This is a genomic window from Pseudarthrobacter sp. fls2-241-R2A-168 (assembly GCF_030209335.1).
Classification (GTDB): Bacteria; Actinomycetota; Actinomycetes; order Actinomycetales; family Micrococcaceae; genus Arthrobacter.
The window spans coordinates 17,761-44,579 of the sequence record NZ_JARVSG010000004.1; the positions used below are offsets into that span (position 1 = coordinate 17,761).

The window sequence follows — 26,819 nt, forward strand, 5'->3', positions numbered from 1 at the left end:
GGACCTACGTCCGCTGAACACCTGCTTGCGGGAGCTGGCGCCGCCAAGGAGATCGAGGTGTACCGGTTCAACAACCACGAAGGGGGCCAGGAGCACCACTGGATCCGGCAGTTGCTGTTTCTCCGCAAGATTTTGGGGTAAGTTCCTTTGAGCGGGATGAGAAAACGGTTTCTCAAGCCTCCGGAACCAAGGAACGAATGAAGAAACTCAGCAGGCTCAGCGTGTTCGGCTATGGGGCCGGCGACGCCGCGAACAGCATGATCATCAGTACCGGGAACATGTTCCTGCTTGTCTACTACACGGACGTTGCGGGGATCGGGGCAGCAGCTGCAGGAACCCTGCTGCTGGTGGCGCGGATCTTCAACGCCTTCACGGACATCGCCGCCGGGCGGATCGTGGACCGCGTACACAGCCGGCGCTGGGGTAAATTCCGGCCTTTCCTGGTGTTTGGCTTCATTCCCCTGCTGCTGAGTGTGGCGGTGTTCCATGTTCCGGACGTGGATCCGTCACTGAAGCTGCTCTACGCTTACTGCACCTACGGCCTGGTCTGCATCGCGTACAGCATGGTCAACGTGCCCTACGGGTGCCTGGTGGGTGCAATGACCCAGGATGCAAGGGACCGCGCGCGGCTCGGCGGGGCCAGGACCATGGGCGGCCTGTCAGTGGGCGCCACGCTCGGATTCTTCATTGCACCGCTCCTCGGCGCCGGCCAGGACATGCAGCAGATCTTCACCTGGCTGACCCTGGCCTTCGCCGTTGTTGGCTCCGGGCTGTATGCCCTGACCGGAACCGTGTGCGTTGAACGGGTGGCCGGCAGCATCCCCAAAATCACCCTCGCCCAAAGCGTCGCAGCCCTGAAAGCCAACACGCCGCTGGTGATCCTGTGCCTGAGTTCCATCCTCTTCGTCACCGGCACGTCCGCCACGGGTGCCGCCCAGTTCTACTACCTCCGTGACGTGCTGTCCCGGATGGACCTGTTCCCGGTGATGGCAGGTGCCCAGGTGGTCATTACCCTCACGCTGGCTGTGTTGCTGCCGCGGCCCGTGACGCGCTGGGGCAAGCGTGCCGTGTACATCGCCGGCGGCGGGCTGGGCGTGGTGGGCGGCGCACTGGTTTTCCTGGCGCCGCAGGGCGCGCCGTTGCTGGGCCTGGCGGGCCTCGTGCTGGGACTCCTGGCATCAGCTTCGGTCAGCATCCTCACCTGGGCCCTGATCGCGGACACCGTGGAATACGGGGAGTGGAAAACCGGCGTCCGGGTGCAGGGCATCAACTACGCACTTCTCGCTGCCACCCGGAAGCTCGGGATGGGATTCGGCGGCGGACTGGTGGCCTTCTCGCTGGCATGGGGCGGCTACGTTTCGGGCACGGCCGAGCAGTCCGATGCAGCCACCCTCGCCATCCGGGCCGCGGCGGGACTGCTGCCGGGCGCCCTGGTGCTGGCCGCCGTCGCCATCATGTACTGGTACCGCCTGACGGACCAGAAGCACGCGGAACTGGTGGCCAGCCTGTCCCGTGACGCGGCGTAACACTTTTGCGGTGCGGCCGCTGGGCGGTTATGGTTCATGGCATGACAAACCGTTGGTATGCATATTTTTCGTTGGCTCTGGAGGGGCCCGCGTCTAACTGACACGCATCCAACTTTCCTTCAGAGCCAACAGGGCAGAGATTATTCTCTGCCCTTCGCCGTTTCTCCGGCGGGTTCTGAACTGGGCCCGCTTCCCATCTGGAACAGGACCCACAATGAGCACCGCAACAGCCCCCGCACACACTTGCACTCCCCGCAATGAAGCCGTGGCCAAGTCCACGTCCAACCTGCGCGTCAGCGAATTCACTGCCCTGCCCACCCCGCAGGACCTCATCGCGGAGTTGCCGCTGGCACCCGAGGCGGCAGGCGTCGTCGAACGCGGACGCGATGAAGTACGCGCCATCATGGACGGCCTGGACGACCGCCTGCTGGTGATTGTGGGGCCCTGCTCCATCCACGATCCCAAGGCCGGGCTGGAATACGCCCGCCGGCTGGTCAGCCAGGCCGAGAAGCACAAGGAAGACCTGCTGATCGTTATGCGGACCTACTTCGAAAAGCCCCGCACCACGGTGGGCTGGAAGGGCCTGATCAACGATCCGCGCCTGGACGGCAGCCACGACATGGGCACCGGCCTGCGCGCCGCACGGCATTTCCTGCAGCAGGTCACCGCGCTGGGGCTGCCCACAGCCACCGAATTCCTCGAGCCCATCAGCCCGCAGTACATGGCGGACCTGATCTCCTGGGGCGCCATCGGCGCCCGCACCACCGAAAGCCAGATCCACCGGCAGCTGGCCTCCGGCCTGTCCATGCCGATCGGCTTCAAAAACGGGACCGACGGCGATCTCCAGGTGGCCGTCGACGCCTGCGGAGCCGCCGCGGCAGCCCAGTCTTTCCTGGGCATTGACGGCGACGGCCGGGCAGCCCTGGTGGCCACCGCCGGAAACCCGGACACCCACGTCATCCTCCGCGGCGGCCGCAAGGGGCCCAACTACTCGGCTGCCGACGTCGAAAGTGCCTCCGCCAAACTCGCCGGCAAGCAGCTGAACCCGCGCCTCATCGTGGATGCCAGCCACGCCAACAGCGGCAAGAGCCACCACCGCCAGGCCGAAGTGGCACTGGAAATCGGAGCCCAGCTCGAGGACGGCGGCACCTCGGCCCAGGCCATCGCCGGCGTGATGCTTGAGAGCTTCCTGGTAGGTGGGGCCCAGAACCTCGATGTCGCCGAGCATGCGGCCGGCCGGTCGGAGCTGGTGTACGGGCAGAGCGTGACGGACGCCTGCATGGACTGGGACGTCTCCGTGTCCGTGCTGGACCAGCTGGCGGCCTCTGCCCGCAAGCGCCGGGCGGTCAATTAGGGGGCGAAATAGGGGAGCGCACTACTTTCACATTGGCCACAGGAACATCTAGAGTATCTAGAAGGTGGTTGGTGGATGGCTCAGCATCGGAACACCGCATTGGCACGTACCTGGGGTCACTGTTGTCCATCCGTCAGCAAAGGAAAATAGGGAAATGTCGGCAGAACAGAACTTCTCCAACGCGAAGTTCCTGACCGTGGCTGAAGTAGCCCAGGTCATGCGCGTCTCCAAAATGACCGTCTACCGGCTGGTCCACGCCGGCGAAATGCCCGCGGTGCGGTTCGGCCGCTCGTACCGGGTACCTGAGAACGCCGTCGAGCAGTACCTCAAAGGCGCTGTAGTGGACGGCCACACCGAAACCGCCTGACGCCGTCACGCCGCAAAGCCCCGTTTCGGCCGATCGTTTCGGCCGGTCGCGGCCACGCCGGTCAGAAGCCGCCCCGGATAGGCGGTACCCTGTTAAGGAACGTTTTACGTCATTGTAAGAATCTGTCAGTTGTTCAGTTCGTAGCTCTGTCCACGAACATTTTCCATCAGACAGGTACTGCATCTAGTTTGTAAGGAACTTTCGTGGGTTCAGTTATTAAGAAGCGTCGCAAGCGTATGGCCAAGAAGAAGCACCGCAAGCTGCTTCGCAAGACTCGTCACCAGCGCCGCAACAAGAAGTAGAGATACTTCGAACTGCGTGGAAATGCCCGCCGCCTTCCGAGGTGGCGGGCATTTCTGTTTCCCTGTTGGTTCGTCCCGGTCTTGTTCGCAGATCCTGACCGTCAAGGTTCGGATCCGCGGACAAGCCTATGATTCGACGGACTCTTGCGTGCGGGTTCTTACGCCCGCGGCCCGCGGATCCGGGCGAAGCCTTTCCAGAGTCCGTAGACGGCGCCGCACACCGTGGCGGCCTTGAGGCCGAGGGTTGCCGCCCGCCGGCCTGCGCGGAAGTCGTAAACGGGCCAGTTGTGGTCGCGGGCGTGGCGGCGCAGGCGGGCGTCCGGATTGATGGCCACCGGGTGGCCCACCAGGGTCAGCAAAGGGATGTCGTTGTAGGAGTCGCTGTAGGCCCAGCACCGCTTCAGGTCCAGCTCCTCGGCATCGGCGAGCTCCTGGACTGCCACGGCCTTGGCGGAGCCGTGAAGGATGTCTCCCACCAGCCGTCCGGTGTACATGCCTTCCGACACCTCACCCACGGTGCCCAGCGCTCCGGTGAGTCCCAGCCGGGTGGAGATCACGGTGGCCACCTCGATTGGGGTGGCCGTTACAAGCCACACGCGCCGCCCCACCCGCAGGTGCTGCTCGGCGAGTGCCTTGGCGCCGGGCCAGATCCTGGAGACGATCATCTCGTCGTAGACTTCCTCGCCCAGCGCCTTGATGTCTTCCACGGTAATGCCCGCGGCCAGGGTGAGGGCGGAATCGCGGACCGCGTGGACGTCGTCCATGTTTTCGCCGCGGGCCACAAACTTGAACTGCTTCCAGGCGAAGCCGGCTGCCTGGGTAAGGGTGAAGGCCCCGCGCTGGTGCATCTTCCGGGCCACGTGAAACAGGCTGGCACCGCGCATAAGGGTGTTGTCCACATCGAAGAATGCCGCCTCGCCGGGCTGCGGCGCAGCAACCGGCTTGGTGACTACGGCGACGTACTTCTCCTCGGGCATGGAGTCGAGTCTAGTCAATCGGCCGGCAGGACGGCGTCGGCGTCCCCTGGCACCATGAACGGGGATACGGTTAAGCCATGGCTACACCCCGCGTCGTCCTGATCACCAAAGCTGACTGCCACCTTTGCGAGGAAGCGCGCGACGCCGTGGGGCGGGTTACGGCCTCATTGGGCCTTGAGTGGACCGAAGAGTTGGTGGACAACCAGCCGGACCTGCGGGAGCGGTACGCCGAGGAGATCCCGGTGGTGCTGGTGGACGGTGTGCAGCGCGATTTCTGGAAGATCGACGAGATCCGGCTGGAACGCGTACTCCAGCGGGCCATTGCGCAGTAGGGGAGCAGTACCGGTGATGGCGCGTGCATCGTGGCTTCCTGCTTTGTTTCTCCCTGCTTTGTTGGCTCCGGCGGGAGGGCTCTAGAGTGGAGTCACAACGCGATGCGAGGGAGGGGCTGGTGGCTTCGCTGGATTCAACCCCCCAGGCTGTCCCGGATCTCCCGGACACCACGGGCACGCCGGCTAAACAGATTCCGCCCGCTGCGGTGGCCCGGCTGACGCTCTATTTGCGTGCCCTGAATACCCTGCTGGCCGAGGGGGTGGAGCGGGTCTCCTCTGAATCTCTCGCCGAAGCCTCCGGCGTCAGCTCCGCGACATTGCGCAAGGACCTGTCCCACGTGGGCTCCTACGGCACGCGGGGCGTGGGTTACGAAGTGCAGTACCTGAGCCGGCACATCGCGGCGGCCCTGGGGCTGACCCATGACTGGAAGGTCGCTATCGTTGGCGCAGGCAACCTCGGCAAGGCCCTGGCCCGGTACGGCGGCTTCGAATCCCGGGGCTTCGACGTGGTGGCTATTTTTGACGCCGACCAGATGGTGGTGGGTAACGAAGTGGGCTGGCTGCGGGTCAGCGACGTGGCGGACATGGAGACCGTCCTGCACCGGACAGGGGCCAACATGGTGGTGCTGGCACTGCCGGCCGCAGTGGCGCAGGACGTCTGCGACCGGGTGGTGGCTGCGGGGGTGCACAGCATCCTGAGCTTTGCCCCGGTGATGCTCCAGGTGCCGGAAGGGGTCAATCTCCGCAAGGTGGACATGGCCACCGAACTGCAGATCCTGGCCTACCACGCACAACGGGCGCAGGCCCCGGGGCAGACTGCCTGATTTCTCCGGCAGTTCCGGGACCCACGCCCGCAGGTGTGGAAATGCGCTTGCTTACCGGCCGTAGGGGTTGCCCAGGCCGCCGCCGTAAGGGTTGGCGAAGGGCTGCTGCCGGTTGAAGTACGGTGAATTCGCGGGTAGGTACAGAAGGACTATTCCGGCGATGCCCAGAAGGATTGCGACGACCTGAAGAAGTCCGTAGGTCGTTCCAAAAGCAAAGGACCCAAAAAGACCTAGCACCGAAACGGCCGCAAAAACTGTTCCGAGGATACGGGCCCAATTTTTGCCCTTCCTGACGGGAAAAGCGACAAGGGAGTATAGGCCTAGCGTGATCAGCGCACCCAGGATGCCCCCAATCACCAGACTGCCCTGCAGCATGTCGCTCGCCTCGGCGGGTAGAGGCTGCCCTTGTCGTTGCGCCTCCTGCTGCATGGCTTGCAGAAAGTAGTCGCCACCGCCGAAGGCCAGAACCAGAGAACTGACTGCCGAAAGGATGCCAGCACCCAGGATCAATTTGAACGCGAGATCCACGCCTTTGGGAATGCCGGTGCTCCCCGTGGCCTGCGGCTGCTCGGAGGGGTACTGGGCGTACGGGGACTGGCCGTAGGGCTGCTGGCCATACGGCTGCTGTCCGTAGCCCGGCGCCTGCGGCGGGTTCTGGCCATACTGCGGCGCGTTCTGCCCGTATTGGGGTGCGTTTTGCCCATACTGCGGTGCGCCGGACTGCCCGTACTGCGGTGCGTTTTGCCCGAACTGGGGCGGGTTCTGGCCGGACTGCTGGCCGTATTGCGGTGCGTTTTCACCGTAGCGCGGCTGCTGGTTGCCCTGCTCGGGTTCGTTGGGCACGGGAGGCGGGACGGGAGGATTACTCATGAGCTGTCCTTTTGCATGTCGGGATCCTGGTGGGCTGCCGGGATTCGGTCCTGCGCCCTACCCCCAGCATGGCTTAAGTCCACCGTACCCCCGGACCAGCCGCTTGGGGGTCATTCGAAGGAGGTATTCCGCCCGCCGATCCGCGGGTTCACGTGCTGCAAATGCGATGGCCCGTCCCGCCGCTCAGCTGTTGCCGCTCCTGCTGCCTGCAGCGGCGAACCACGCCTGTGACCGGGGCAGCCACAGCAGGACCGCTGCAGCAAGGCTGATGAGGAAGCCTGCCCAGTTGCCGCCCTGTCCCACGCGCATGGCCAGGTTGGCCAAGGCAAGGACCAGGGTGACGGCCGTCAGGATGGTGAGGGCCAGCCGGGCCCACTGCCTGCCTGCCTTCATCCGCAACGCGAAGACGATCTGCGAGGTGCCCACGGCGGCTGCCAACAGCATCAGCAACAGGACCCCGAGGGCCGCGCCGGGTGCTGCGGCAAAGAGGGTCAGCGAGGCCAGCACGCCGAGCAGTCCGCCGAGCAGGCCGAGGATGCCGCCCACGAACCAGATCCAGAAGGAAACCTTGAGCTCGGTGGGAAGGCCGGCCACCGAGAACATCGCGGAGAAACCGGTGCGGGGCCTGGCATCCTCAAAGTTGCTCATGGCCCTCACTGTAGCCGCGCCCTGGGTTCTATTAGCCCTGCGGCGGGCCGGTGAGCGCAGTGACTTCGCGGTTCGTTGCGCAGGGACTGTCCCTGCGCAACGAGTTCCGGCTTCACGGCGCAGGGCGGGACAAAGGGCGGCACGACTTAAAAACGGAAACCCCGGCACTGGCCGAAGCCGGTGCCGGGGTTTTTCGTTCAGTCCGGGTTCTTCAGGTGAAGAAACCTGACCGTTGAAGAATTAGGCCGCGGGAGCGATGAAGGCGAGTTCGAGGTTGATGGCAACCTTGTCGCTGACCAGGACGCCGCCGGTCTCGAGGACAGCGTTCCAAGTCAGGCCGAAGTCCTTGCGGCTGATGATGGTCTCGGCCGATACGCCGGCGCGGGTGTTGCCGAAGGGGTCAACGGCCACGCCGTTGAACTCGGTCTCGAGGGTGACGGGGCGGGTGACACCCTTGATGGTGAGGTCGCCGGTCAGTTCGTAGCTGTTGCCCTTGGCTACCAGACCGTTGGAGACGAAGGAGATTTCAGGGAACTTCTCCACGTCGAAGAAGTCTTCGCCCTTGACGTGGCCGTCGCGGTTGGCATCTCCGGAATCGAAGCTGGCGGTGTTGATGGTGGCGCTGATCTTGGCGTCGGCAACGTCACCGGGAAGGTCCAGGGTGGCGGCGGCTTCCTTGAACTGGCCGCGGACCTTGCTGATGCCTGCGTGGCGGACGGTGAAGCCGATCTCGCTGTGGGAGTTGTCGAGAGTCCAGGTGCCGGTGGTGACGTCTGCGGGAAGTGCCATGATGATGCTCCTTGTGTGTGGTTGCCTGTTGAGGGTCGTGCCGTTGAAGCTTCATAAGTTGAAGTCTCAACTAACTGCTGCATCTACTATAAACATGCATTTGCATCTTTTGTTCCCGCTCGCGGAACATTTCTTCATAAACTTCAGTTCTACTCTTTGTAGAAAGAACGGGTAGAAGATTTCGGATCGCACGCCATCTTTGAGAAACTGGTAAACATGCCCCAAGCCACTGTCCATCTGCTCCGCCATGGCGAGGTACACAATCCCGACGGCGTCCTGTATGGCAGGCTGCCCGAATTCCACCTCTCCGAGCTGGGGCAGGAGATGGCGCGCATGCTCGCGGAGCATTTCCGGCAGCGTGCTGCCGCCGGTGCCCGCATCACTTACCTGGCCGCCTCGCCGCTGGACCGCGCGCAGGAAACTGCCCGGCCGACGTCGGAAGCGCTGCAGCTGCAGATCCACACAGACGAGCGGATCATCGAAGCAGAGAATTACTTCGAGGGCATGAAGGTCACCAAGGCTGAACTGCGCCGGCCCAAGCACTGGCCGCGGCTGGTTAACCCCCTGCGACCTTCGTGGGGCGAGCCGTATAAGCAGCAGGCAGCGCGGGTCATGGCCGCCGTGCAGGAGGCGCGCCTGCGCGCCATCGAACTGGCCAACGGAGACTTCGGAACCGACGGGCCCGAGGCCATCATGGTCAGCCACCAGCTCCCCATCTGGGCCACCCGGCTCAGCGCCGAAGGCAAGCCCCTGTGGCATGACCCGCGCAAGCGCGAGTGCACCCTGACCTCCATCACGTCGCTGGTGTTCGACGACGACGGCGCCCTTGTGCGCGTCACGTACAGCGAACCAGCGGCATCCCTTCTTCCCGGTGCAGCCAGCACCCCTGGAGCCTAGTAGTGACTGACAGCATCAATAGGGCCGCGCCGTTGGCCTCCCGCCGCAGCGTCCTTGCCGCCGGCGGCCTCGCCCTGACCGCCCTCACCCTGGGCCTCTCGGCCTGTGCCCAGCAGGACGCCCTCGCCGAGCAGGCCCGGGCCGGGGACAACAAGAACTACGTGGCCGGCGATGGTTCCGTCACGGAGTTCGCCGCGGCGGACCGCAAATCCCCCGTGCAGGTCAACGGGACATTGTTCGACGGGACCACCGTGGCGCCGGCAGACTTCCAGGGCAAGGTAACGGTCCTGAACTTCTGGTTCGCTGCCTGTGCCCCGTGCCGGGTGGAAGCACCCATCCTCGAAGAGCTTCACCAGGAGTTCAAGCCCCAGGGCGTGCAGTTCTTCGGCGTCAACCTGCGGGACGAAAAGCCCACCGCTGAAGCGTTCGAAAAGTCCTTCAACCTGACCTACCCCAGCTTCGACGACAAGGACGGCGGCGTCCTGCTGGCCGTCTCCGGCCTGGTTCCCCCGGGAGCAGTCCCCACCACGCTGGTCCTGGACAAACAGGGGCGCGTGGCTTCGCGTGTCCTGGGTGAAATCCAAAAGGGCACACTGAAGACCCTCATCGCTGCCGCCGTGGCCGGGTAACCATGAACAGCCCCTTCGCCGAAGCCATCCTCAGCGGCTCGCTCCTGCTTGCCATCCCGGTGGCGCTGCTGGCCGGACTGGTCTCCTTCCTGTCTCCCTGCGTTCTGCCGCTGGTGCCCGGCTACCTGGGCTACGTCACGGGGCTGTCCGGGGTGGACCTGCAAAAGCAGAAGCGCGGCCGGATGCTGGCGGGCATCGGCCTGTTCGTGCTGGGGTTCTCCGTGATCTTCGTCCTCCTGGGCGGCGCGTTCGGTCAGCTGGGCACCCTTATTACCGGCTCGCAGAACGCCTGGATCACCCAACTCCTGGGCATCCTGGTGATCGTCATGGGCGTGGTGTTTATGGGCGGCTTCAGTTGGCTGCAGCGGGACGCCAAAATCCACGCCAAGCCACCGGCCGGGCTGTGGGGCGCGCCGCTGCTGGGCCTGACGTTCGGGCTGGGCTGGGCTCCCTGCATCGGACCCACCTACTCAGCCGTCCAGCTATTAAGCCTGTCCGGCGGTTCATCCGCGGCGAAGGGCGCCTTCCTGGCCTTCGTCTACAGCCTGGGGCTGGGCCTCCCGTTCCTGCTGATCGCCCTGGCGCTGCGCCGGGGAATGGGAGTGATGGCCTTCTTCCGCAAGCACCGGCTGGCTATCCAGCGGACCGGGGGCGGCATCCTGGTGCTCCTGGGACTCCTGATGGCCAGTGGCGTCTGGGGTACCTGGGTGACCGGGCTGCAGTATTGGTTCCAAACTGATGTGAAGTTGCCGATCTGATGAGCGAGCGTGTGAACGTAAAAAAGAAGTCCTCCACCCGGGCCGGCGGCAAAGAGCGTGGCGACAAGGTCGCCGAGGCCAAGGCCGACGCCGCGCTGCCGGCGTTGGGGCCGGTGGGGATGCTCCGCTGGGCCTGGACCCAGCTGACCAGTATGCGCACCGCACTGTTCCTGCTGCTGCTCCTCGCCGTCGCGGCGGTGCCCGGCTCGCTCTTCCCGCAGCGGCCGGCCAACCCGTCCGTGGTGACCGAATACATCAAGAACCACCCGGACTACGGCAAGCTGCTGGACACCCTTCAGCTGTACGACGTCTACTCCTCGGCCTGGTTTTCGGCCATCTACCTGCTCCTGTTCATCTCCCTGATCGGCTGCGTGGTGCCGCGCGCCATCGCCCACTACAAGGCCATGCGCTCCCAGCCGCCGCGCACCCCCAAGCGGTTGTCGCGCCTTCCTGAGTACGGCACCCTTGTCATTCCGGCCGACGCCGGGATCCCGGCGTCGGAGGCCATCACCAGTGCCGCCGGGGTGCTGAAGAAGCGCGGCTACCGCGTGGAGGTCCGGGACGCCGGCGGCGAACGCCCCTCCCTGGGCGCCGAGCGCGGCTTCGCGAAAGAAGTCGGAAACCTGGTGTTCCACACCTCGCTGATCGGGGTGCTGGTGTCCGTGGCCATCGGCGGACTGTTCGGCTACAGCGGGCAGCGCATCCTGGTGGAGGGCGATACGTTCGTGAACACCCTCGTGGGTTACGACCAGTTCACGCCCGGCACCAATTTCCAGTCCAGCCAGCTCCAGCCCTACTCCCTGCAGCTGGACAAGTTCGACATCACGTTTGACCGTGAGTCACGGGGCAAGATCGGCCAGCCCATCGACTTCTCCGCAGCCGTGACCACCAAGGAAAACCCCGATGCCCCGGCGCAGAAGGAAATCCTGAAAGTCAATGATCCCATTACCCTCGGCGGCACCAGCATCTACCTCACGGGCAACGGCTACGCCCCCATGGTGACCGTCAGGGACGGCGAGGGAAACGTTGCCATGCAGGGCCCGGTAGTGGGCAAGCTGCAGGGGGACAACTACTACTCCTCCGTGGTGATCAAAGTGCCGGACGCGAAGCCTGACCAGTTGGGATTCCAGGGCTTCTTCCTGCCCACGGCCTTTGTCTCCAACGAAGGGGTCTCCTTCAGCGGAGACCCCGGATTGTTCAACCCCCAGCTGACGCTGAACTCCTACTACGGTGACCTTGGCCTGGACGACGGCGCCCCGCAGAACGTCTTCGAAATCGACGTCAGGAACCTCACCCCGCTGAACGCCCGGAACCTCGCTGCCGGCGGCATCAAACTGGCTCCCGGCACCAGCTACACGCTTCCGGACGGCAAGGGCACCATCAGTTTTGACGGCGTGAAGCGCTACATCGGCGTGGACATCCATCACAACCCCGGCCAGCTCTACGCGCTGATCTTCGCGCTCCTGGCGGTGGCCGGCCTGATCCTGTCCCTGTACGTCAACCGCCGCCGCGTCTGGGTCCGCACCGGCACCCACGAAGACGGCCGCACCATGGTGGAATACGGGCTCCTGGCCCGCGGCGAAGACCACCGGCTCGCGGGCGAAGCGGACGCCGTACGCAAGCTGCTCTCCGCGGAATGGCAGCTGGCCTCAGACGCTGAGCCCGCATCATCACAGCAAACTCCCAGCAGCAGCCCCGATAATGGCGCAGGCGCTGCCACCACTTCACTTCCACGCACCCCAGCCGGCCCCTCCGGGCCCGAAAAGGACCAGTAATGCCGTTCGGAATCAACGAAACCATGGGCCAGTACAGCGAGCTCTTTATGCTGCTGGCAGCCGGCACGTACACGGTAGCGTTCATCGCCTTCGCATGGGACCTTGCCAAGAGCAGCAAGGCCCTGCGCGCCATCGACCTCAAAGCTGCACAGGCCGAAGAATCCGCCAAGGTGCCCGTTGCCGCAGGCGCGGCGGCCCGCAGCGAGTCCCACCTGGCCGGGCCGGCGGGCAGGGCTGAGCGGCCGTCGTCGTCCACTGCACGGCCAGCCGCAACAGGAGGCGGGGGAGTCATCACTGCCGACGGCGACATGCGGTACGCCGCCGAACGCCGCGCGCCCGCGCGGGTGGCCGTGGCCCTGACCGTCCTGGGCGCAGTGATCCACGGAGCCGGCGTGCTGACCCGCGCCCTCGGCGCCGGACGCGTGCCGTGGGGCAATATGTACGAATTCCTCACCACCGGCGCCTTCGTGGCCATCGCGGTATTCCTGCTGGTGCTGATCCGCCGCGACCTGCGCTTCCTGGGCACGTTCGTGGTGGGCCTGGGCATCATCATGCTGGTGGCCGCCTCCGTGGCGTACTGGACCCCGGTGGGCCACCTGGTTCCCGCCCTGCAGAGCTACTGGCTGATCATCCATGTGTCCATCGCAGTGCTTTCCTCCGCGCTGTTCACCCTGACGTTCGCTATGTCCGCCTTGCAACTGGTCCAGTCCCACCGGCAAAAAACCGTTGCCGCCGGCGGCGCGGACAAGCTCGGCTTCATGCGCCTGGTACCGTCCGCGCTGAGCCTGGAAAACCTGTCCTACCGGATCAACGCCATCGCCTTCATCGGCTGGACGTTCACCCTGATGTTCGGTGCCATCTGGGCGGAAAAGGCCTGGGGCAGGTTCTGGGGCTGGGACACCAAGGAAGTCTGGACCTTTGTGATCTGGGTGGTTTACGCCGGCTACCTCCACGCCCGCGCAACCCGCGGCTGGACCGGAACACGTGCCGCCTGGCTCTCGATCGTTGGCTACCTGTGCGTGATTTTCAACTTCACCATCGTGAACCAGTTCTTCAATGGACTGCACTCATACTCCGGGCTCTAAGCAGGGAATTCTTCCCAACTTCGGGGGATCTGCAGGCAAATAACCAATCGGTGTAGCAATAGGGGTGTTCCCCGTCCTGCCGTGATGCTACCTTGGTGACGTTCGCCAGTGATGAAGCTTGCCGGCGAAACGCGAGTTTGCCCTGAGGTACCCATGAACTATGTTCTCGCCATTGATGTGGGGACCAGTTTCACTGCTGCCGCCGTTTCCCGCTTTGGCCAGGGTATTTCCCCTGCCGCGGAGTGCCTGCCGCTGGGACTTCGCGGAACCGCCGTGCCATCAGTGGTGTACTACCCCGAGGAAGGTTCCCTCCTGGTGGGGGAGGCCGCAGAACGCCGCAGCCTCGATTTCCCCGGTCAGGTGGTGCGGGAATTTAAGCGCCGGGTGGGCGATGTAGTCCCCATTGCCGTGGGCGGCCTGTCCCTGCCACCGGAGGATGTTTTTGCCACCATGGCACGCTGGGTGGTGGACCGGGCCGTAGAGCGCGAGGGCGCGCCGCCGTCTGAGGTCGTCGTTACCCATCCTGCCGCGTGGGGCACCCACCGGACCTCCATGATCCTGGCCGCCATGGCCGCAAAGGGACTGGACAACATCACGCTCGTCACCGAACCGGTTGCGGCGGCGCTGTATTACGCCTCCCAGGTCCGCGTGGAAGTGGGCAGCACCATCGCCGTCTACGATCTTGGCGGCGGAACCTTTGATACCGCTGTCCTGCGCAAAGCAGGCAGCAGCAGGTTCCAGCTGTTGGGGCGCCCGGAGGGCATCGAAAACCTGGGCGGTGCCGACTTCGATGCCGAGGTCTTCCGCTACGTCGCAGAGCACACCGGCGGCGTCCTCTCCACTCTCAACCCCGCAGATGACGGAGTGCGCGGAGCTTTGGGCAGGCTGCGGCGCGAGTGCGTGGAAGCCAAGGAAGCGCTCTCCTCGGACAGCGAGGCCACCATTTCAGTGCTCCTTCCCGGCTTCCAGCAGCAGATCCGCCTGGTGCGTTCGGAATTTGAAGCGCTGATAGAGGAACCTGTCCGGGATACCGTCGAGGCGCTGGAGCAGACGCTGGACCAGCTGGAGCTGGAACCGGCCGATCTCTCCGCCGTGCTGTTGATTGGCGGTTCATCGCGGATCCCGCTCGTGGCGCAGCTGATTTCCGAACAGCTGGACCGGCCCATCGCCGTCGATGCCGATCCGAAGTCCTCCATCTGCCTGGGCGCGGCGCTGTCAGCTGTGCTGGCACACGCGGAGGCAGAGTCCCGGGCAGCCGTGACGGCGGTGCCTGCCGGAGCCGCGCGCACCGCCGTCGGACTCACTTCCGGCACCAGCGCGCACGCGGCCAGCCGCCATGCCAGCTGGTCGCGCAAGGGTACGACGGCGGGTGGTGCAGTTGCGGGCGCGGTGGCACCTGCCCATGCGCACGGCGGCGCCCACGCGCCGAAGCCGACTGTGCGGCTGACGGCCATCGCTGCCGCCGCTGCGCTGGTCTCGGTCCTTACGGCGACCACGGCCCAGAGCCCTGCGGGATTCACCGACCTCACCGCCATGTTTGTGCCGAAAGCTGGCGCTGCCCCCGAACCCGATCCGACTGCCGACAGTGCCGGCGGGACAGGGGGCGGGCCAGTTGCTGCGGCAGCCGTACTCCCCGCAGCCGGTGTTGGAGCGGACATGACCACAGAGGCCGTGCCTTACACCGGCCCGGGCCTTGATGTTGAAGCGTCGCCCACCAGCCGGCCTTTGTGGAGGGTGGCAGCGGAAAACGGCCCGGCCGCCGTAGCCGGGCTTGACGTTGCGACGGGCGGGCCCGCTGGTCCCGCCGCAGCCGGCCCTGGTGCCGTGGCCCCGGACGCCAATGCCGCACCACCCGTAGCCATTGATCCCGTCACCGGCGAGCCAGTGCCGACAGATCCCCTGACGGGCGAGCCGGTGGTGACGGATCCCGTAACGGGTGAGCCGGTCCCGCCTGTGACTGAGCCTCCTTCGACGGGGGAGCCTGGGCCCACTGAGACTGAGCCTCCTTCAACGCCGGAGCCCGAGCCGACTGCGACTGACCCTCCTCCGACGGCGGAGCCCGAGCCGACTGGGACTGCGTCTCCGGCGGCGCCGCCCGAGCCGACCGTGATTCCCTCTTCACCCGTAGTAACTCCAGAGCCTACGCAACCCCAGACAGGAACGCCCACAGCTTCGGCGACCCCGTCTGAAGTTCCTGAATCCGTCACCTCTCCAGATACGGGGGTATAGCATGGCCGGCAACGAGGTGCACTTGGCAGATCATGGTTTCCTGCCGGTGGAGCTGAACCACAGCCAATTGCCGCATGTCGCCGAGCAGATGGCCGGGCAGCTCAAGGGCGCGAATGCGGCGGTCCGCGAACTCCTCCTGGCACTGTCTGTTGGTTTTGCCTTGCCCGGCCCGCTGCCTGCTGACCTGCAGCGGAAGATCGACGGCGGCGATGTGGAGGGCCTTGACGCCCTGGTGGAGCGGGCAGAATCCGCGGGTCTGCTGACGCCGGACGGAACAGTAGTAGGACCTGCCCAGCATGCCCTGCTGACAGTTGCCCCCACAACCCGGGTGCACGCGCTCCAGCGTGAGCTGGTGTCCGCCTATGCTGAGCACGGCCAGCCGCTGGGAGACCTGGCCCGCGAACTGGCTCGCGGCGGGCTCGCCGATCCCCGGGTTGCGGCCGAGCTGGAACACGCAGGCGACAAGGCGCTGGAACAGGATCCTGGTCTGGCCGCCCAACTCTATGACGAGGCACTGCTGGCAGGAGCCGACGAGCTCGGCACCGCCGCACGGCGTGCCCAGGCAGCCGTGGGCAACGGGGACCTGGACACCGCTACCCGGATTATCGATACGCTCCTGGTATGTGCTGATCCGCCGGACGTCCGCCGTGGTGTGGACGTGGCAGCCGCAGTGTGGGCCCAGCGCGGCATGCTGGCCCGGGGCGGGGACGCGTACAGCTGGTTGGGCGCCTCGAGAGCAGGCACGTCTGCACCGCTTGCCGCCGTCACCATGATCGGCAGTGGCAACGTGCGTGGCGCCAAGTCACTCTTCCGGGCAGAAGCGCCACCGGCCGCTCCCACCTTGCTGGCAGTGGCCCTTGCAGAAACGGGCAAGGGAATCATGGAGTCGCTGGCTGTCGAGCCGCACAGGGCACTCCCCGTGCTGATCCATGCCTCGGACATGCTCAACGGGACAGGTGCGGCGCTTCCCCTCCCGGACACTCCGGCGGCGTTGGCCGCACTGCTCGCCCTGCATACCGGAGAACCCCATCTGGCAGAGACAGTCTGCATGTCAGCAGTGGCGGCGGGCCAGGGCGGAAACGCAGCCAAGCCCAGGCTCTTCCTGCTTCAGGCGTGGTCGGCCATGCAGCAGGACAGGCTTGAGGACGCACGGCTCGCCATCAATGAGGCCTCGAAAGCCAACCACTGGCCGCTCGTCCCCCGCGATGAGTTCATGTGTGCGGCACTGGAAGTCGGGATCGCCCGGCGCAACGGTGAAATCGCGCAACTTGTCATGGCCTGGGAGCGGGCGCATGAAGCCATGCTGCACATCTCTGTGGACCTTTACAGCCTCCTGCCGTGGGGTGAGCTGATGATAGCTGCCGCCCGGCTCCGCGAAACCCACCGGGTGGCACACTACCTGGACGAGGCAAACCAGCTGCTGGGGCACTTGGGGGATCCGCCCCTGTGGGCGGTGCCCTTCCACTGGGCAGCCGTCCAGGCAGCACTGCTCAGTGACAGCCCGGCAGAGCTGGCTCCCCATGCAACCGCCCTGGCCCGGGCCGCGGCCCACAGCCACCTCGCCGCGGTCTTTGCCGCAGCTGGCAAGGCCTGGGTTACAGTGCTGGCCCGAAAGATCCGTCCTGCCGACGTTGAAGCGGCGGCGCGGGCCCTGGGCAGGGTGGGTATGCCATGGGAAGGCGCACGGTTGGCCGGACATGCCGCCGCGCGTGCCGAGGAACGCAAGGACATGGTGCGGCTGCTGTCCTGTGCCCGGGACCTTCACCCGCAGCCAAGCGAGGCAGGGAACGGGAAGTCCAGGGTACCGGAGTCCCGCGATGCACCGGCCGTGGGTACCAACGGGACGAACCCGGACGGCTCGGGCCTGAGCGACCGCGAAAAGGAAGTGGCCAGGCTGGTGCTTGAGGGCAAGACGTACCGGGAAATCGGGGAGGCCATCTACATCTCCCCGCGCACTGCCGAACACCACATTGCCCGCATGCGCCGCCGCCTGGGCGCCGAAAACCGATCAGACCTGATGACAAGGCTGCGCCTGGCACTGGATTCCGAAGACCGCCAAAAGGAATGAATCCGCTGGGCCCCTAAACCCCTAACCGGAGGCGCTCAAGTTTCCCAGAGGGAGGACATCGGGTAGGGGGGAAGGGCCCGATGCCCGGTCGCGGAGGGACCCGTACGTTGGATGCAAGCCCGGTTGGGACTACGGGCGCTCCGGCAATTTTCGAGAAGATGAGGACAACCACATGACACTCGCAAACGATCTCGTCCAGTTCCTGATGCACCTCTTCGGCGACCGCCAGGCAGCCCAGGACTTCCTGGACGATCCGGAACGCGCCCTTGAAGCCCACGGTCTGGGCGGTGTCTGCTCGGCGGATGTTGACGCAGCGATGCCGGTTGTCCTGGACTACGCACCCGTTACGGTCAATGCTGCCCGTTTTGACCGGGATTACAACGTGGGCGGCAACAGTGCCACCACGAGCCACAACGGCGGCGGCGGAACCAGCTACACCCCGCCGCCAGCCAGCGGGAATAGTGCCGGGCACCAAGAGCACGAGGACCATGCACACGCCATCCAGCAGCTCCACCATGTAGTGAACAACTACTCCTACACCTCCGTTGTGGACGACCGGGACACCTTCACCGACCAGTCCGTGAACCAGAATGTCTGGGCCGACGGCGACGTGGAGCAGTGGTTCGACAACGATTCCGTGATCGCCTCCGGTGACCGGGCCATTGCGGCCGGCGACGACGCCAGTGTTGACGACTCCAACAACATCGAGGATTCCCACACCACGGACAACTCCGAGGATCACTCGACGGACAACTCCATCCACGCCGGCCGGGATGCCAGCGTGGGCAACACGGACACCGACATCGACGACTCTTTCAACACTGACGTAGACATTGATGCCGATCTGGACAACGTAGGGAACACCGACATCCGCGAGGACAGCTCGACGAACATCGATGTCCGGGATTCCGGTAACGACAACTCCCTCAATGACATTGGAAACACGGACGTTGATTTCGACAACGTGGGCAACACCACCGACTACTCGGATCACAGCGTTGATGTAGACCTGGAGGACGTCGGCAACAGCGACAGCTCGACGGACACCACCATCACGGACAACGTTGTTCTCGCCGATAACGAGATCACCAATGTCGAGGACAACGTTGTTATCGCCGACAACACAGTGGACTACACCAATACCGCGGTTGAGGTTGGCGACGTTGATGCCGACTTCACCACCATCGACGAATCGGTCATCGTGGCCGACAATGACCTTGACGTCACTACAGCGATGGCCGCGGATGACGCGATCATCGAGGACTGACCTGAGGCAAAGGACACACTATGGCAGAAGCCGGACCGGCGAAACCGTCACCACCTGCGACGACCGTGCAACTCGCCGGGCTGGTTAAGCAAGGCCTCGAACTAACCGGGACCCGAGACCGCCTCGACCTGCGCAAACGCCTCGACCAGACCTTGCGGAGGCTGGAGGACCCCAGCATTCGCGTCATCGTTGTGGGCGAATTCAAGCAAGGCAAAAGCAAACTCATCAACGCGCTGGTGAACGCGCCGGCGTGCCCGGTCGCTGATGACATCGCCACGTCGGTCCCCACCGTGGTGCAGTACGGCGACACCGCCTCCGCGGCGATCCTGGTTCCCAGGGCGGGATCCGATGCCACCGACGAAGCCAATATCGAACGGCACCCTGTTCCCATTGCGGACCTGCCGTCGTATGTTTCCGAGCGGGGCAACCCGGGAAACGGCAAAAAACTCGTGGCGGGGGAGGTGTATTTGCCCCGCAAAATCCTCACGGGAGGGCTCACCGTCATTGACTCCCCGGGTGTGGGCGGGCTGAACTCCTCGCATACCCTGACCACCCTCACTGCGCTTCCCACGGCTGATGCCATGCTGCTGGTGTCCGATGCCTCCCAGGAGTACACAGAACCGGAACTGCGCTTCCTGCGCCAGGCCATGCGGATCACGCCCAATGTTGTGGGCGTCCTGTCCAAGACGGACCTTTACCCCGACTGGCGGCGGGTGGAGGAGATCGACCGCGGCCACCTTGCCGGCGTGGCGGCGGACATTCCCCTGTTCAGCGTCTCCTCCGACCTCCGCCTTGAAGCCTCCCGCCTGCAGGATGCCGAATTGAACGTGGAGTCCGGCTTCCCCGGCCTGATCGCACACCTGCGTACGGAAATCGTGGGCAAGGCACAACGGCTCCAGCGCCGTTCCGTGAGCCAGGACCTGCTGTCCGTCACCGAGCACCTCCGGCTGTCCCTGCAGGCAGAGCTTGCAGCCTTCGAAAACCCGGGAAAAACACCGGAGATGATTGCCGGCCTCGAAGTGGCCAAGGCCGAAGCCGACGAGCTGCGAAAGCGGTCCGCCCGGTGGCAGATTACCCTCAGCGACGGCATCAGCGACCTGATCGCAGACATGGAATATGACCTCCGGGACCGGCTGCGCCGGATCCAGCGTGAAGCCGAGGCGGCCATCGACCTCGGTGATCCCGGACCTGCCTGGGCCCAGTTCTCCCAGTGGCTCGAGGAGTGCGCCGCAGCTGCCATTTCGGACACGTTCGTATGGACCAGCGAACGCGCCCACTGGCTGGCCGCCCAGGTTGCGGAGCATTTCGCTGCCGACGAGGTGACCCTGCCAGTACTGCACGTCTCGGACAGCGGCGACGCACTGGACCCGGTGGACGATATGCCGATGCTGGACAGTGGCAGGGTCAATCCACTGCAAAAGGTGCTGATCGGAATGCGCGGATCCTACGGCGGTGTGCTGATGTTCGGCCTGCTGACGGGCATCTTCGGCATGGCCCTCATCAACCCCTTGTCCGTGGGCGCCGGGCTGCTGCTGGGGCGCAAGGCATATCGGGAGGACAAGGAAGCCAGGCTGAAGCGGCGCCAGGCCGAGGCGAAAGCCCTGGTCCGCCGCCAACTGGACGACGTCACCTTCCAGGTGGGCAAACAGCTCAAGGACCGGCTGCGGCTGGTACAGCGTTCCATCCGGGACCACTTCACGGACATCGCGGACGAGCACCACCGCTCCCTGGGAGATTCAGTGGCCGCAGCGCAAAAAGCCGCCACCACCTATGCCCTGGAAAAGGAAGTGCGCATCCGCGAAATCAAAGCGGAGCTGAAGAAGGTCGACGCCCTGGCGCGCGCCGCGGAGGCTGTGGCCGCCGAAGCAGCTGCGGACACTGTGCGGACTGGCAACCCCGTCACCGTGAATCCCGGAGCTCCTGCCGCAGCCGGCGCAGCGGGGGCGGCACCAGCTGTGGCAGGGGCCGGATGACAGCCTCCACCATCGCCGGTGCCGCGGACCTTGTCCGGGAGGCGTTGAGCGCCTACCGGGACGACGTCGCTGCCGTGGCAGTGCTGCAGGGTTATGCCCGGAGGCTGGAAGAACCCCTGCGCGTTGCGGTTGCCGGCATGGTGAAGGCAGGGAAGTCCACCCTCCTGAACGCCATCCTCGGCGAAGAGATAGCGCCCACTGACACCGCGGAGTGCACCCGCATTGTGACCTGGTACCGCTACGGCCGGACCCCCCGGATCACCCTTTACCCTGCGACCGGCGAACCGCGCAGCCTTCCCGTGAAGCGCGTTGACGGCCGCCTGGTGTTTGTCCTCGGTGACGCCACGGCGGACGACGTGGACAGGCTGGAAGTGGAGTGGCCCTCACCGGTACTGCAGGACATGACCCTGATCGACACACCGGGGATAGCCTCCCTTTCCACCGATGTGGCCGCACGGTCCACCAGCTTCCTTACCCCGGAGGACACGCCATCGGAGGCGGACGCGATCATCTACCTGATGCGGCACATGCATGCATCCGACCTGAGGTTCCTCGAGTCCTTCAAGGACGCCGAGGCGGGGAGGTCCGGTACTGTCAACGCCCTTGCCGTGCTCTCCAGGGCGGATGAGGTGGGTGCCGGGAGGATCGATTCCCTCCTCTCCGCGGCGGACATCGCCGAGCGGTACCGCCGGGACCACAACCTGCAGAAACTGGTGTTGGGGGTGGTCCCGGTGGCCGGGCTCCTGGCGCAAGGCGCCCGCACCATGCGCCAGCCCGACTTTGAGGCCCTGCGGCTCCTGGCCGGAATGGAACGGGCGCACCGTGAAAAGCTCCTGTTGTCCGCGGACCGGTTCCTGCGTGTGGCAGGCCCCGAAGGGCTGACGACGGCGGCCCGCGCCTCGCTGCTCGAGAGGTACGGCCTGTTCGGCATCCGGCTTGCGGCAGTCCTCATCCGCAACGGGTTTACTGATCCCACGCCGCTGGCGCATGAACTGGCCCGGCGCAGCGGGCTGCATCCGCTGCTGGAGCTGTTAGGGCGCCAGTTCCAGGCCCGCGCCGAGGCCCTTAAGGCAAGAACGGCCCTGGTAGGGGTGGAAGCCCTGATGCGCACCTCACCGCGTGAGGGCACAGGCCGGCTGGCAGCCGCGCTGGAACGGCTGCAGGTCAATGCCCACGAGTTCCGTGAACTCCGGCTGCTGGCAACCCTGCGAACCACGGGCACCCCGCTGCCCCCTGAGCTGGCCGCCCAAGCGGAGGGCCTTATCGGGGGCTGGGGTGCAGCCTCCCACGCCAGGCTGGGACTGGATTCCGATGCCGGCCCGGACCAGCTGGCTTCAGCGGCCCGCCGGTGCCTGGACCAGTGGCGGGCCCTGGCCGAAAACCCGTTGACCGACCGCTCGGCCCTTGAACTGTGCAGGGTGGTCATCCGCAGCTGCGAAGGCATCCTGGCCGAATGCTCCGGGATGGTGGCACAGTCCGCCTAGCGGCTCTTTCTAAGCGGGCGGATATTACCGGGCGGATTTCAGCCAGGCATTGGCGGAGGGCATCAGGAAAAACATCAGCCCAACAACCGCCAGCAGGAGGTCAAGGCCCCAGAGCAGCACCACGTAGCTGCCCGCATCGCCGTCGGGCACCAGGAACGCAGCCGCCACGAGCAGGACAAAGACGTGTCCGGCCAGTAGGAGGAGCAGGGCCCACCTGCCCCAGCCCTGCCGGCCCATCACCACGCCCAGCATGGCGGCCTCAAGCAGGATCACCAGGAGGACAGCCCCCATGCTGCCCCAGAAGACGATGCCGGTTGCTGTGGTGACAGCTTCCGGGTCCCCGCCGGGCGCCATCCCCGCCACCACCGGTTTCAGCCGTTGCAGATGGGATTCGCGGGTCATAAAGGATCCGACGAGCACGGCAAGCCCGGCAGCGAAGCTGAACAGCCACAGTGTGCGGGCGGTCCGAACGTTCCGCGGTGCCACCGGGATGACCGGAATGGGGGCCGGAGCGGACCAGGACAATCCGGGCCTGGGTGGAGGGGCAAGGGAACCTGGGGGCGTAGGCGGACCTGCCGCCCCTTGGGGCATGGTCCGGGGCCTGTCTTCCCCCACAGGATCCTGAGCCATCGGCCCCTACTTCAGCCCGTCGGCGTCGTGTTCGTCGGTTTCGTGCTTGTCCTTGCCGCCGGCAGTGCCGTTGCCTTGGTTCTTCGCCTTGGCATCCAGTTCATCCTTGAGCCTCTTCAGGCGCTCCGCTTCCGCCTGGTTGCGCCGGCGCGCTTCAAGGTTACGGAGGAAGTCCGGATCATCGTCCGGAGCGGTGGGATGGCGCTGGCTCTGCTGGGGGGACGTGCCGCGTGGCCGGCCGATCAGGAGCCAGAGAATGGCGCCGATAACGGGCAGGACGATCATGACCACAATCCAGGCCGGTTTGGAGATCCCCCGGGTCAGGCGTCCCTCAGTGCGGATCACGTCCACGAGGCCATACACAAAGATGACGAGGACTGCCACGGCCAAACCCACACGGAGGAGCATGCCATTAAGTCTATCGTCAGGAGGCGCGGCGGCCTTCGGCGGGAGGCGGCTAAACTTGAATAGTGGCCTTTTTGAAATATTCCCTGATCCGCCTGGCTCTTTTCGCGCCCCTGTTCGTGGTGTTTATGCTCCTGCAGCTCGGCGTGCTGATGTCCGTCATCTGCGCGGCACTCATCGCCTTCGCCGTCAGCTACCTGTTTTTCCAGAAGCAGCGTGATGCTGCAGCAGCGGCCCTCCACCAGCGTTTCTCGGGCAACGCCAAGCCGCTCCGCTCAGCGAACGAAGTGCAGGACGCCAACGCCGAGGACGCCCTCCTCGATGCCAACCCGGAGATCGCCATCAGCAACGACGCCAAGGACCGCAAAAAGGCCTAGGGCCGCCGGCAGCCAGCCCACCCGTTAGCCAGCCCCCCGTTAGCCAGCCCACCCGTTAGCCAGCCCCGGCGGCACGAAGTAACGCCGCGGCCTAGAACCCGTGGCTGAGCACCAGGCCCAGCGCGAACAGCACGCTGTAGCCGAGGTTGATCAGCCCGGTCTGCTTCAGGACCGGGATCAGGCTCTTGCGCTTGCGGCCGTTGATCATCAGCCATGCCGGCATCAGGCAGGCCGGAATCAGCAGCAGGACGATCAGCATCCAGGGCCGCCCGGGCGCCAGGATCACCACCAGCATGATCGCCACGGCGAGCATCAGGACGTAGCTCTCCCGGGCATGTTTGTCACCCAGCCGCACGGCCAGGGTCTTCTTGCCCGCCTGCATATCGGTGGGAATGTCGCGCACGTTGTTGGCCATCAGCAGCGCCGTGGCGATCAGCCCGGTGCCGATCGCACCGATGATGGCCGGCAGGTTAATCTGTCCGGCCTGGGTGTAGGTGGTGCCCAGTGTGGCCACCAGTCCGAAGAACACAAACACGAACACGTCGCCCAGGCCCATGTAGCCGTAGGGGTTTTTGCCGCCGGTGTAGCCCCAGGCTGCCATGACGCAGCCCAGCCCCACCAGGATCAGCCACCAGCTCTGGGTGATTACCACCAGGATCAGCCCAAAGACCATGGCGGCGGCAAACGTACCGAAGGCGGCATATTTGACGTGCTCGGGTTTCGCGGCGCCTGAACCAACAAGGCGGAGCGGGCCCACCCGGTCATCGTCGGTGCCGCGGATCCCGTCCGAGTAGTCGTTCGCAAAGTTCACGCCAACCTGCAGCAGGAGCGCCACGAGGGCGGCGAGGATGGCGTTGAACAGAAGGAATGAATCCATCTCGTAGGCGGCGGCGGAGCCGATCAGCACCGGCGCAATCGCAGCGGGCAGCGTCCGGAGTCGGGCGCCTTGGATCCATTGTGCGGCTGTGGCCACGGTCAGTACCTCGCGTTGGTTTGGGGAAGGCGGCAGGGTGGGGCCCTGCCCGGTGGTGCAGGTCTACTTTACTTTCCCTGGTGCAGGGCGTTCAGTTTGGCGGCCATGGCCAGCCGATCGGGCTTGCCGTTCGGCAGCATCAACAACGAAGAGGCAGTGAGCACGGTTTTGGGCGCAAGGATGCCCAGCGTCCGGTGCCACTCCTCTTCGAGGACGACGGCGTGGTCCCGGCTTGGCGTGGAGCCGCCAGCTTCGGCCGGCCAGGCACCCGTACCGGAACCAGCCAGTGCCACATAAGCGGCCACCGCCTGGCCCCACTCAGCGGACGGGACGCCGGCCACAAAAGCCGCGGCCACGCCGTCGGACTTTTCCAGCTCTTCCTGCACGTGCGCGGCAGACACTTTGATGCCGCCGGTGATAATGACGTCGTCGGCCCGGCCCAGGACGGTGAGGCGGCCGTCCTCGTCGATGGTGCCGAGGTCGCTGGTGCGGTACCAGCGCACGCCGTCCTCCTCGAAGAAGGTGCCGGACTCCTGGTCCGGGGCCTCCAGGTAGCCGGCGGCGATGGTATCGCCGCCCAGCAGGATCCGGCCGTCCCCGTCCACCCGGACCGAGACACCTTCCAACGGATAGCCGTTGTAGATGCAGCCGCCGGAGGACTCGGCGGAGCCGTAGGTGGTGACCACCCGGACGCCCGCATCCCTGGCAGCGGCCAGCAGCGAAGCGGAAGCAGGGGCCCCGCCCAGCAGGACGGCATTGAAGCGCCGGAGCACAGCCAGCGTTTCCGGCGACGGATCCTCCAGCAGCCGCTGCAGCTGGGTGGGGACCAGCGAAGTGAACCGGATCTTATCGGTCAACTCCAGGGCGGCAGCAGTGAAGGCTTCAGGCGTAAACCCGCCGGACATGTCCATCACCCACGGGCGGGTGCCGGCGAACAGCGAGCGGACCAGGACCTGGATGCCCGCAACGTACTGGACGGGAAGCGCCAGGAGCCACTGGCCCTCACCCTTGAGCGCCAGTGCCGTGGCCATGGAGGACGCGGCCAGGGATTCAACGGTGAGGACGGTGGCCTTCGGTGTGCCGGTGGACCCGGAGGTGCGGACCACGGCCACGGCGTCGTCGCAGCCGGGCGTTTCCACATGGCCTACCACCAGGTTGCCTTGTTGGTCGACGGATAGTTCGACGGCGGGGCCCTCGCCGTGGAGGGCGGCAGCCAGGGCCTTCAGTGCGGGATCGATGTTGAGGGCGCCGCTTGGTGCGGTGTTCGCTTGGGGGCCTGTGGGTTCGGTGCTCATTGCCGGTCCTGCCTTAGAAGTAGTGCGGGAAGCCGGACCAGTCGGGATCGCGTTTTTGCAGGAACGCCTCCTTGCCCTCCACCGCCTCGTCCGTCATGTAGGCCAGCCGGGTGGCTTCGCCGGCGAACACCTGCTGGCCGGCCAGGCCGTCATCAGCAAGGTTGAAGGCGAACTTGAGCATCCGGATGGCCTGCGGTGACTGCCGGGCGATGTCGGCCGCGTACTCCAGCGCAACCTCTTCGAGGCGTTCGTGGTCCACGGCCTCGTTCACGGCGCCCATCCGAACCATGTCTTCTGCGGAATATTCGCGCGCAAGGAAAAAGATTTCGCGGGCGGCCTTCTGGCCGATCTGGCGCGCCAGCAGGGCTGAGCCGTAACCGGCGTCGAAGCTGCCCACGGTGGCGTCCGTCTGCTTGAACTTCCCGTGCTCGCGGGAAGCGATGGTGAGGTCTGCCACCACGTGCAGGGAGTGTCCGCCGCCGGCTGCCCAGCCGTTGACGACGGCGATGACCACCTTGGGCATGGTCCGCATGAGCCGCTGGACTTCCAGGATGTGCAGCCGGCCGGCGCGGGCCGGGTCGATGCTCTCCTGGGTCTCGCCGTCTGCATACCTGTAGCCGTCCCGGCCCCGGATCCGCTGGTCGCCGCCCGAGCAGAAGGAGTGGCCGCCGTCCTTGGGGGAGGGCCCGTTGCCGGTGAGCAGGACGGTGGCGACGTCCGGGGACATCCTCGCATGGTCCATGGCCCGGTACAGCTCATCAACGGTGCCGGGGCGGAAGGCGTTGCGGACCTCGGGCCGGTTGAAAGCGATCCGGACCGTGGGCAGGTCACGCACCCAGCCGCCGTCGGAATCCCTTTCCACCTGGCGGTGGTAGGTCATGTCCTGGAAGTCGTCAAAGCCGGACACCACACGCCAGCGGGTTGGATCGAAGACGTCGGACACCGAGGCGGGGATTTGGTTGCTCACCGTCCAAGTCTAGTAATC

26 protein-coding genes are annotated in these 26,819 nt (G+C 65.6%); 17 read left to right on the plus strand and 9 right to left on the minus strand.

Features of this window, described 5'->3' with window-relative positions; translation table 11 throughout:
* The first annotated feature begins 197 nt into the window (after positions 1 to 197).
* The 4 genes from QRN11_RS02025 (at position 198) to QRN11_RS02040 (ending at position 3,549) form a co-directional block, all read left to right on the plus strand.
* Positions 198 to 1,526: a glycoside-pentoside-hexuronide (GPH):cation symporter gene (locus QRN11_RS02025; RefSeq protein WP_285249666.1), complete on the plus strand. Its 1,329-nt coding sequence runs from the start codon at positions 198 to 200 to the stop codon at positions 1,524 to 1,526.
* A gap of 214 nt (positions 1,527 to 1,740) precedes the next feature.
* Positions 1,741 to 2,880, plus strand: a complete 1,140-nt coding sequence (locus tag QRN11_RS02030) for a 3-deoxy-7-phosphoheptulonate synthase (RefSeq protein WP_285249667.1) — start codon at positions 1,741 to 1,743, stop codon at positions 2,878 to 2,880.
* A gap of 154 nt (positions 2,881 to 3,034) precedes the next feature.
* The gene (locus QRN11_RS02035) at positions 3,035 to 3,247 is read left to right on the plus strand and encodes a helix-turn-helix domain-containing protein (protein ID WP_050053879.1); all 213 of its coding nucleotides are present in this window, start codon (positions 3,035 to 3,037) and stop codon (positions 3,245 to 3,247) included.
* Between the two features lie 203 nt (positions 3,248 to 3,450).
* The gene (locus QRN11_RS02040) at positions 3,451 to 3,549 is read left to right on the plus strand and encodes a 30S ribosomal protein bS22 (protein ID WP_003792170.1); all 99 of its coding nucleotides are present in this window, start codon (positions 3,451 to 3,453) and stop codon (positions 3,547 to 3,549) included.
* Positions 3,550 to 3,707: 158 nt separating this feature from the next.
* On the opposite strand, the gene QRN11_RS02045 is transcribed toward QRN11_RS02040, so the two are convergent.
* Positions 3,708 to 4,526 carry an HAD family hydrolase gene (locus QRN11_RS02045; RefSeq protein ID WP_285249668.1) on the minus strand — a complete coding sequence of 273 codons (819 nt, stop codon included), beginning with the start codon at positions 4,524 to 4,526 and terminating at the stop codon, positions 3,708 to 3,710.
* Between the two features lie 77 nt (positions 4,527 to 4,603).
* On the opposite strand from QRN11_RS02045, the gene QRN11_RS02050 reads away from it, so the two are divergent.
* On the plus strand, positions 4,604 to 4,858 hold the full coding sequence (locus QRN11_RS02050; protein ID WP_285249669.1) for a glutaredoxin family protein: 255 nt from the start codon (positions 4,604 to 4,606) through the stop codon (positions 4,856 to 4,858).
* A 119-nt stretch (positions 4,859 to 4,977) separates the two neighbouring features.
* A complete protein-coding gene (locus tag QRN11_RS02055; protein ID WP_142057210.1) occupies positions 4,978 to 5,682 on the plus strand; it encodes a redox-sensing transcriptional repressor Rex in 705 nt (234 codons plus the stop codon).
* A 51-nt stretch (positions 5,683 to 5,733) separates the two neighbouring features.
* Here the strand turns inward: QRN11_RS02055 and QRN11_RS02060 are convergent, their stop codons facing one another.
* From QRN11_RS02060 to QRN11_RS02070, 3 genes are all read right to left on the minus strand, one after another.
* A complete protein-coding gene (locus QRN11_RS02060; protein ID WP_285249670.1) occupies positions 5,734 to 6,552 on the minus strand; it encodes a DUF2790 domain-containing protein in 819 nt (272 codons plus the stop codon).
* Positions 6,553 to 6,735: 183 nt separating this feature from the next.
* Positions 6,736 to 7,200: a hypothetical protein gene (locus tag QRN11_RS02065; RefSeq protein WP_285249671.1), complete on the minus strand. Its 465-nt coding sequence runs from the start codon at positions 7,198 to 7,200 to the stop codon at positions 6,736 to 6,738.
* Between the two features lie 240 nt (positions 7,201 to 7,440).
* A complete protein-coding gene (locus QRN11_RS02070; RefSeq protein ID WP_285249672.1) occupies positions 7,441 to 7,989 on the minus strand; it encodes a YceI family protein in 549 nt (182 codons plus the stop codon).
* Between the two features lie 216 nt (positions 7,990 to 8,205).
* Here QRN11_RS02070 and QRN11_RS02075 point away from each other — a divergent pair, with 216 nt between their 5' ends.
* The 10 genes from QRN11_RS02075 (at position 8,206) to QRN11_RS02120 (ending at position 22,154) form a co-directional block, all read left to right on the plus strand.
* Positions 8,206 to 8,886: a histidine phosphatase family protein gene (locus QRN11_RS02075; RefSeq protein ID WP_285249673.1), complete on the plus strand. Its 681-nt coding sequence runs from the start codon at positions 8,206 to 8,208 to the stop codon at positions 8,884 to 8,886.
* Between the two features lie 2 nt (positions 8,887 to 8,888).
* Positions 8,889 to 9,515, plus strand: coding sequence for a TlpA family protein disulfide reductase (locus tag QRN11_RS02080; protein ID WP_285249674.1), 627 nt, complete (start codon positions 8,889 to 8,891; stop codon positions 9,513 to 9,515).
* 2 nt (positions 9,516 to 9,517) lie between these two features.
* Positions 9,518 to 10,273: a cytochrome c biogenesis CcdA family protein gene (locus QRN11_RS02085; protein ID WP_285249675.1), complete on the plus strand. Its 756-nt coding sequence runs from the start codon at positions 9,518 to 9,520 to the stop codon at positions 10,271 to 10,273.
* Positions 10,273 to 12,048 (plus strand): cytochrome c biogenesis protein ResB, encoded by a 1,776-nt coding sequence (resB, locus tag QRN11_RS02090; RefSeq protein ID WP_285249676.1) that lies wholly within the window; start codon positions 10,273 to 10,275, stop codon positions 12,046 to 12,048. The genes QRN11_RS02085 and resB overlap by 1 nt, the downstream gene beginning before the upstream one ends.
* Positions 12,048 to 13,133, plus strand: a complete 1,086-nt coding sequence (ccsB, locus tag QRN11_RS02095; protein WP_285249677.1) for a c-type cytochrome biogenesis protein CcsB — start codon at positions 12,048 to 12,050, stop codon at positions 13,131 to 13,133. Before resB ends, ccsB begins: the two co-directional genes overlap by 1 nt.
* Before the next feature lie 153 nt (positions 13,134 to 13,286).
* Entirely contained in the window at positions 13,287 to 15,362 is a 2,076-nt protein-coding gene (locus tag QRN11_RS02100) for an Hsp70 family protein (protein WP_285249678.1), read from the plus strand.
* A 1-nt stretch (position 15,363) separates the two neighbouring features.
* Positions 15,364 to 17,430 (plus strand): LuxR C-terminal-related transcriptional regulator, encoded by a 2,067-nt coding sequence (locus QRN11_RS02105; RefSeq protein WP_285249679.1) that lies wholly within the window; start codon positions 15,364 to 15,366, stop codon positions 17,428 to 17,430.
* 172 nt (positions 17,431 to 17,602) lie between these two features.
* Entirely contained in the window at positions 17,603 to 18,697 is a 1,095-nt protein-coding gene (locus QRN11_RS02110; RefSeq protein WP_285249680.1) for an IniB N-terminal domain-containing protein, read from the plus strand.
* Between the two features lie 20 nt (positions 18,698 to 18,717).
* Positions 18,718 to 20,670 (plus strand): dynamin family protein, encoded by a 1,953-nt coding sequence (locus QRN11_RS02115; RefSeq protein ID WP_285249681.1) that lies wholly within the window; start codon positions 18,718 to 18,720, stop codon positions 20,668 to 20,670.
* Complete coding sequence (locus QRN11_RS02120) at positions 20,667 to 22,154, plus strand: dynamin family protein (protein ID WP_285249682.1); 1,488 nt, start codon at positions 20,667 to 20,669, stop codon at positions 22,152 to 22,154. Before QRN11_RS02115 ends, QRN11_RS02120 begins: the two co-directional genes overlap by 4 nt.
* A 24-nt stretch (positions 22,155 to 22,178) precedes the next feature.
* On the opposite strand, the gene QRN11_RS02125 is transcribed toward QRN11_RS02120, so the two are convergent.
* A complete protein-coding gene (locus QRN11_RS02125) occupies positions 22,179 to 22,679 on the minus strand; it encodes a hypothetical protein (protein WP_142057243.1) in 501 nt (166 codons plus the stop codon).
* Between the two features lie 111 nt (positions 22,680 to 22,790).
* Entirely contained in the window at positions 22,791 to 23,192 is a 402-nt protein-coding gene (locus QRN11_RS02130) for a PLD nuclease N-terminal domain-containing protein (protein ID WP_091416933.1), read from the minus strand.
* 62 nt (positions 23,193 to 23,254) lie between these two features.
* On the opposite strand from QRN11_RS02130, the gene QRN11_RS02135 reads away from it, so the two are divergent.
* Positions 23,255 to 23,566, plus strand: coding sequence for a DUF4229 domain-containing protein (locus QRN11_RS02135; protein ID WP_170850686.1), 312 nt, complete (start codon positions 23,255 to 23,257; stop codon positions 23,564 to 23,566).
* 91 nt (positions 23,567 to 23,657) lie between these two features.
* On the opposite strand, the gene QRN11_RS02140 is transcribed toward QRN11_RS02135, so the two are convergent.
* The 3 genes from QRN11_RS02140 to QRN11_RS02150 form a co-directional block, all read right to left on the minus strand.
* The gene (locus QRN11_RS02140; protein ID WP_091416929.1) at positions 23,658 to 24,539 is read right to left on the minus strand and encodes a 1,4-dihydroxy-2-naphthoate polyprenyltransferase; all 882 of its coding nucleotides are present in this window, start codon (positions 24,537 to 24,539) and stop codon (positions 23,658 to 23,660) included.
* A 68-nt stretch (positions 24,540 to 24,607) separates the two neighbouring features.
* Positions 24,608 to 25,834, minus strand: a complete 1,227-nt coding sequence (locus tag QRN11_RS02145) for an AMP-binding protein (RefSeq protein WP_285249683.1) — start codon at positions 25,832 to 25,834, stop codon at positions 24,608 to 24,610.
* A 13-nt stretch (positions 25,835 to 25,847) separates the two neighbouring features.
* Complete coding sequence (locus QRN11_RS02150) at positions 25,848 to 26,801, minus strand: 1,4-dihydroxy-2-naphthoyl-CoA synthase (protein WP_285249684.1); 954 nt, start codon at positions 26,799 to 26,801, stop codon at positions 25,848 to 25,850.
* Positions 26,802 to 26,819: the final 18 nt, after the last annotated feature.

Bases quoted from the DNA above. Each gene is read 5' to 3' on its own strand.
- QRN11_RS02025 (WP_285249666.1), top strand. From the start codon at position 198: ATGAAGAAACTCAGCAGGCTCAGCGTGTTCGGCTATGGGGCCGGCGAC.
- QRN11_RS02030 (WP_285249667.1), top strand. From the start codon at position 1,741: ATGAGCACCGCAACAGCCCCCGCACACACTTGCACTCCCCGCAATGAA.
- QRN11_RS02035 (WP_050053879.1), top strand. From the start codon at position 3,035: ATGTCGGCAGAACAGAACTTCTCCAACGCGAAGTTCCTGACCGTGGCT.
- QRN11_RS02045 (WP_285249668.1), bottom strand. From the start codon at position 4,526: ATGCCCGAGGAGAAGTACGTCGCCGTAGTCACCAAGCCGGTTGCTGCG.
- QRN11_RS02050 (WP_285249669.1), top strand. From the start codon at position 4,604: ATGGCTACACCCCGCGTCGTCCTGATCACCAAAGCTGACTGCCACCTT.
- QRN11_RS02060 (WP_285249670.1), bottom strand. From the start codon at position 6,552: ATGAGTAATCCTCCCGTCCCGCCTCCCGTGCCCAACGAACCCGAGCAG.
- QRN11_RS02065 (WP_285249671.1), bottom strand. From the start codon at position 7,200: ATGAGCAACTTTGAGGATGCCAGGCCCCGCACCGGTTTCTCCGCGATG.
- QRN11_RS02070 (WP_285249672.1), bottom strand. From the start codon at position 7,989: ATGGCACTTCCCGCAGACGTCACCACCGGCACCTGGACTCTCGACAAC.
- QRN11_RS02075 (WP_285249673.1), top strand. From the start codon at position 8,206: ATGCCCCAAGCCACTGTCCATCTGCTCCGCCATGGCGAGGTACACAAT.
- QRN11_RS02085 (WP_285249675.1), top strand. From the start codon at position 9,518: ATGAACAGCCCCTTCGCCGAAGCCATCCTCAGCGGCTCGCTCCTGCTT.
- resB (WP_285249676.1), top strand. From the start codon at position 10,273: ATGAGCGAGCGTGTGAACGTAAAAAAGAAGTCCTCCACCCGGGCCGGC.
- ccsB (WP_285249677.1), top strand. From the start codon at position 12,048: ATGCCGTTCGGAATCAACGAAACCATGGGCCAGTACAGCGAGCTCTTT.
- QRN11_RS02100 (WP_285249678.1), top strand. From the start codon at position 13,287: ATGAACTATGTTCTCGCCATTGATGTGGGGACCAGTTTCACTGCTGCC.
- QRN11_RS02105 (WP_285249679.1), top strand. From the start codon at position 15,364: ATGGCCGGCAACGAGGTGCACTTGGCAGATCATGGTTTCCTGCCGGTG.
- QRN11_RS02110 (WP_285249680.1), top strand. From the start codon at position 17,603: ATGACACTCGCAAACGATCTCGTCCAGTTCCTGATGCACCTCTTCGGC.
- QRN11_RS02115 (WP_285249681.1), top strand. From the start codon at position 18,718: ATGGCAGAAGCCGGACCGGCGAAACCGTCACCACCTGCGACGACCGTG.
- QRN11_RS02120 (WP_285249682.1), top strand. From the start codon at position 20,667: ATGACAGCCTCCACCATCGCCGGTGCCGCGGACCTTGTCCGGGAGGCG.
- QRN11_RS02130 (WP_091416933.1), bottom strand. From the start codon at position 23,192: ATGCTCCTCCGTGTGGGTTTGGCCGTGGCAGTCCTCGTCATCTTTGTG.
- QRN11_RS02145 (WP_285249683.1), bottom strand. From the start codon at position 25,834: ATGAGCACCGAACCCACAGGCCCCCAAGCGAACACCGCACCAAGCGGC.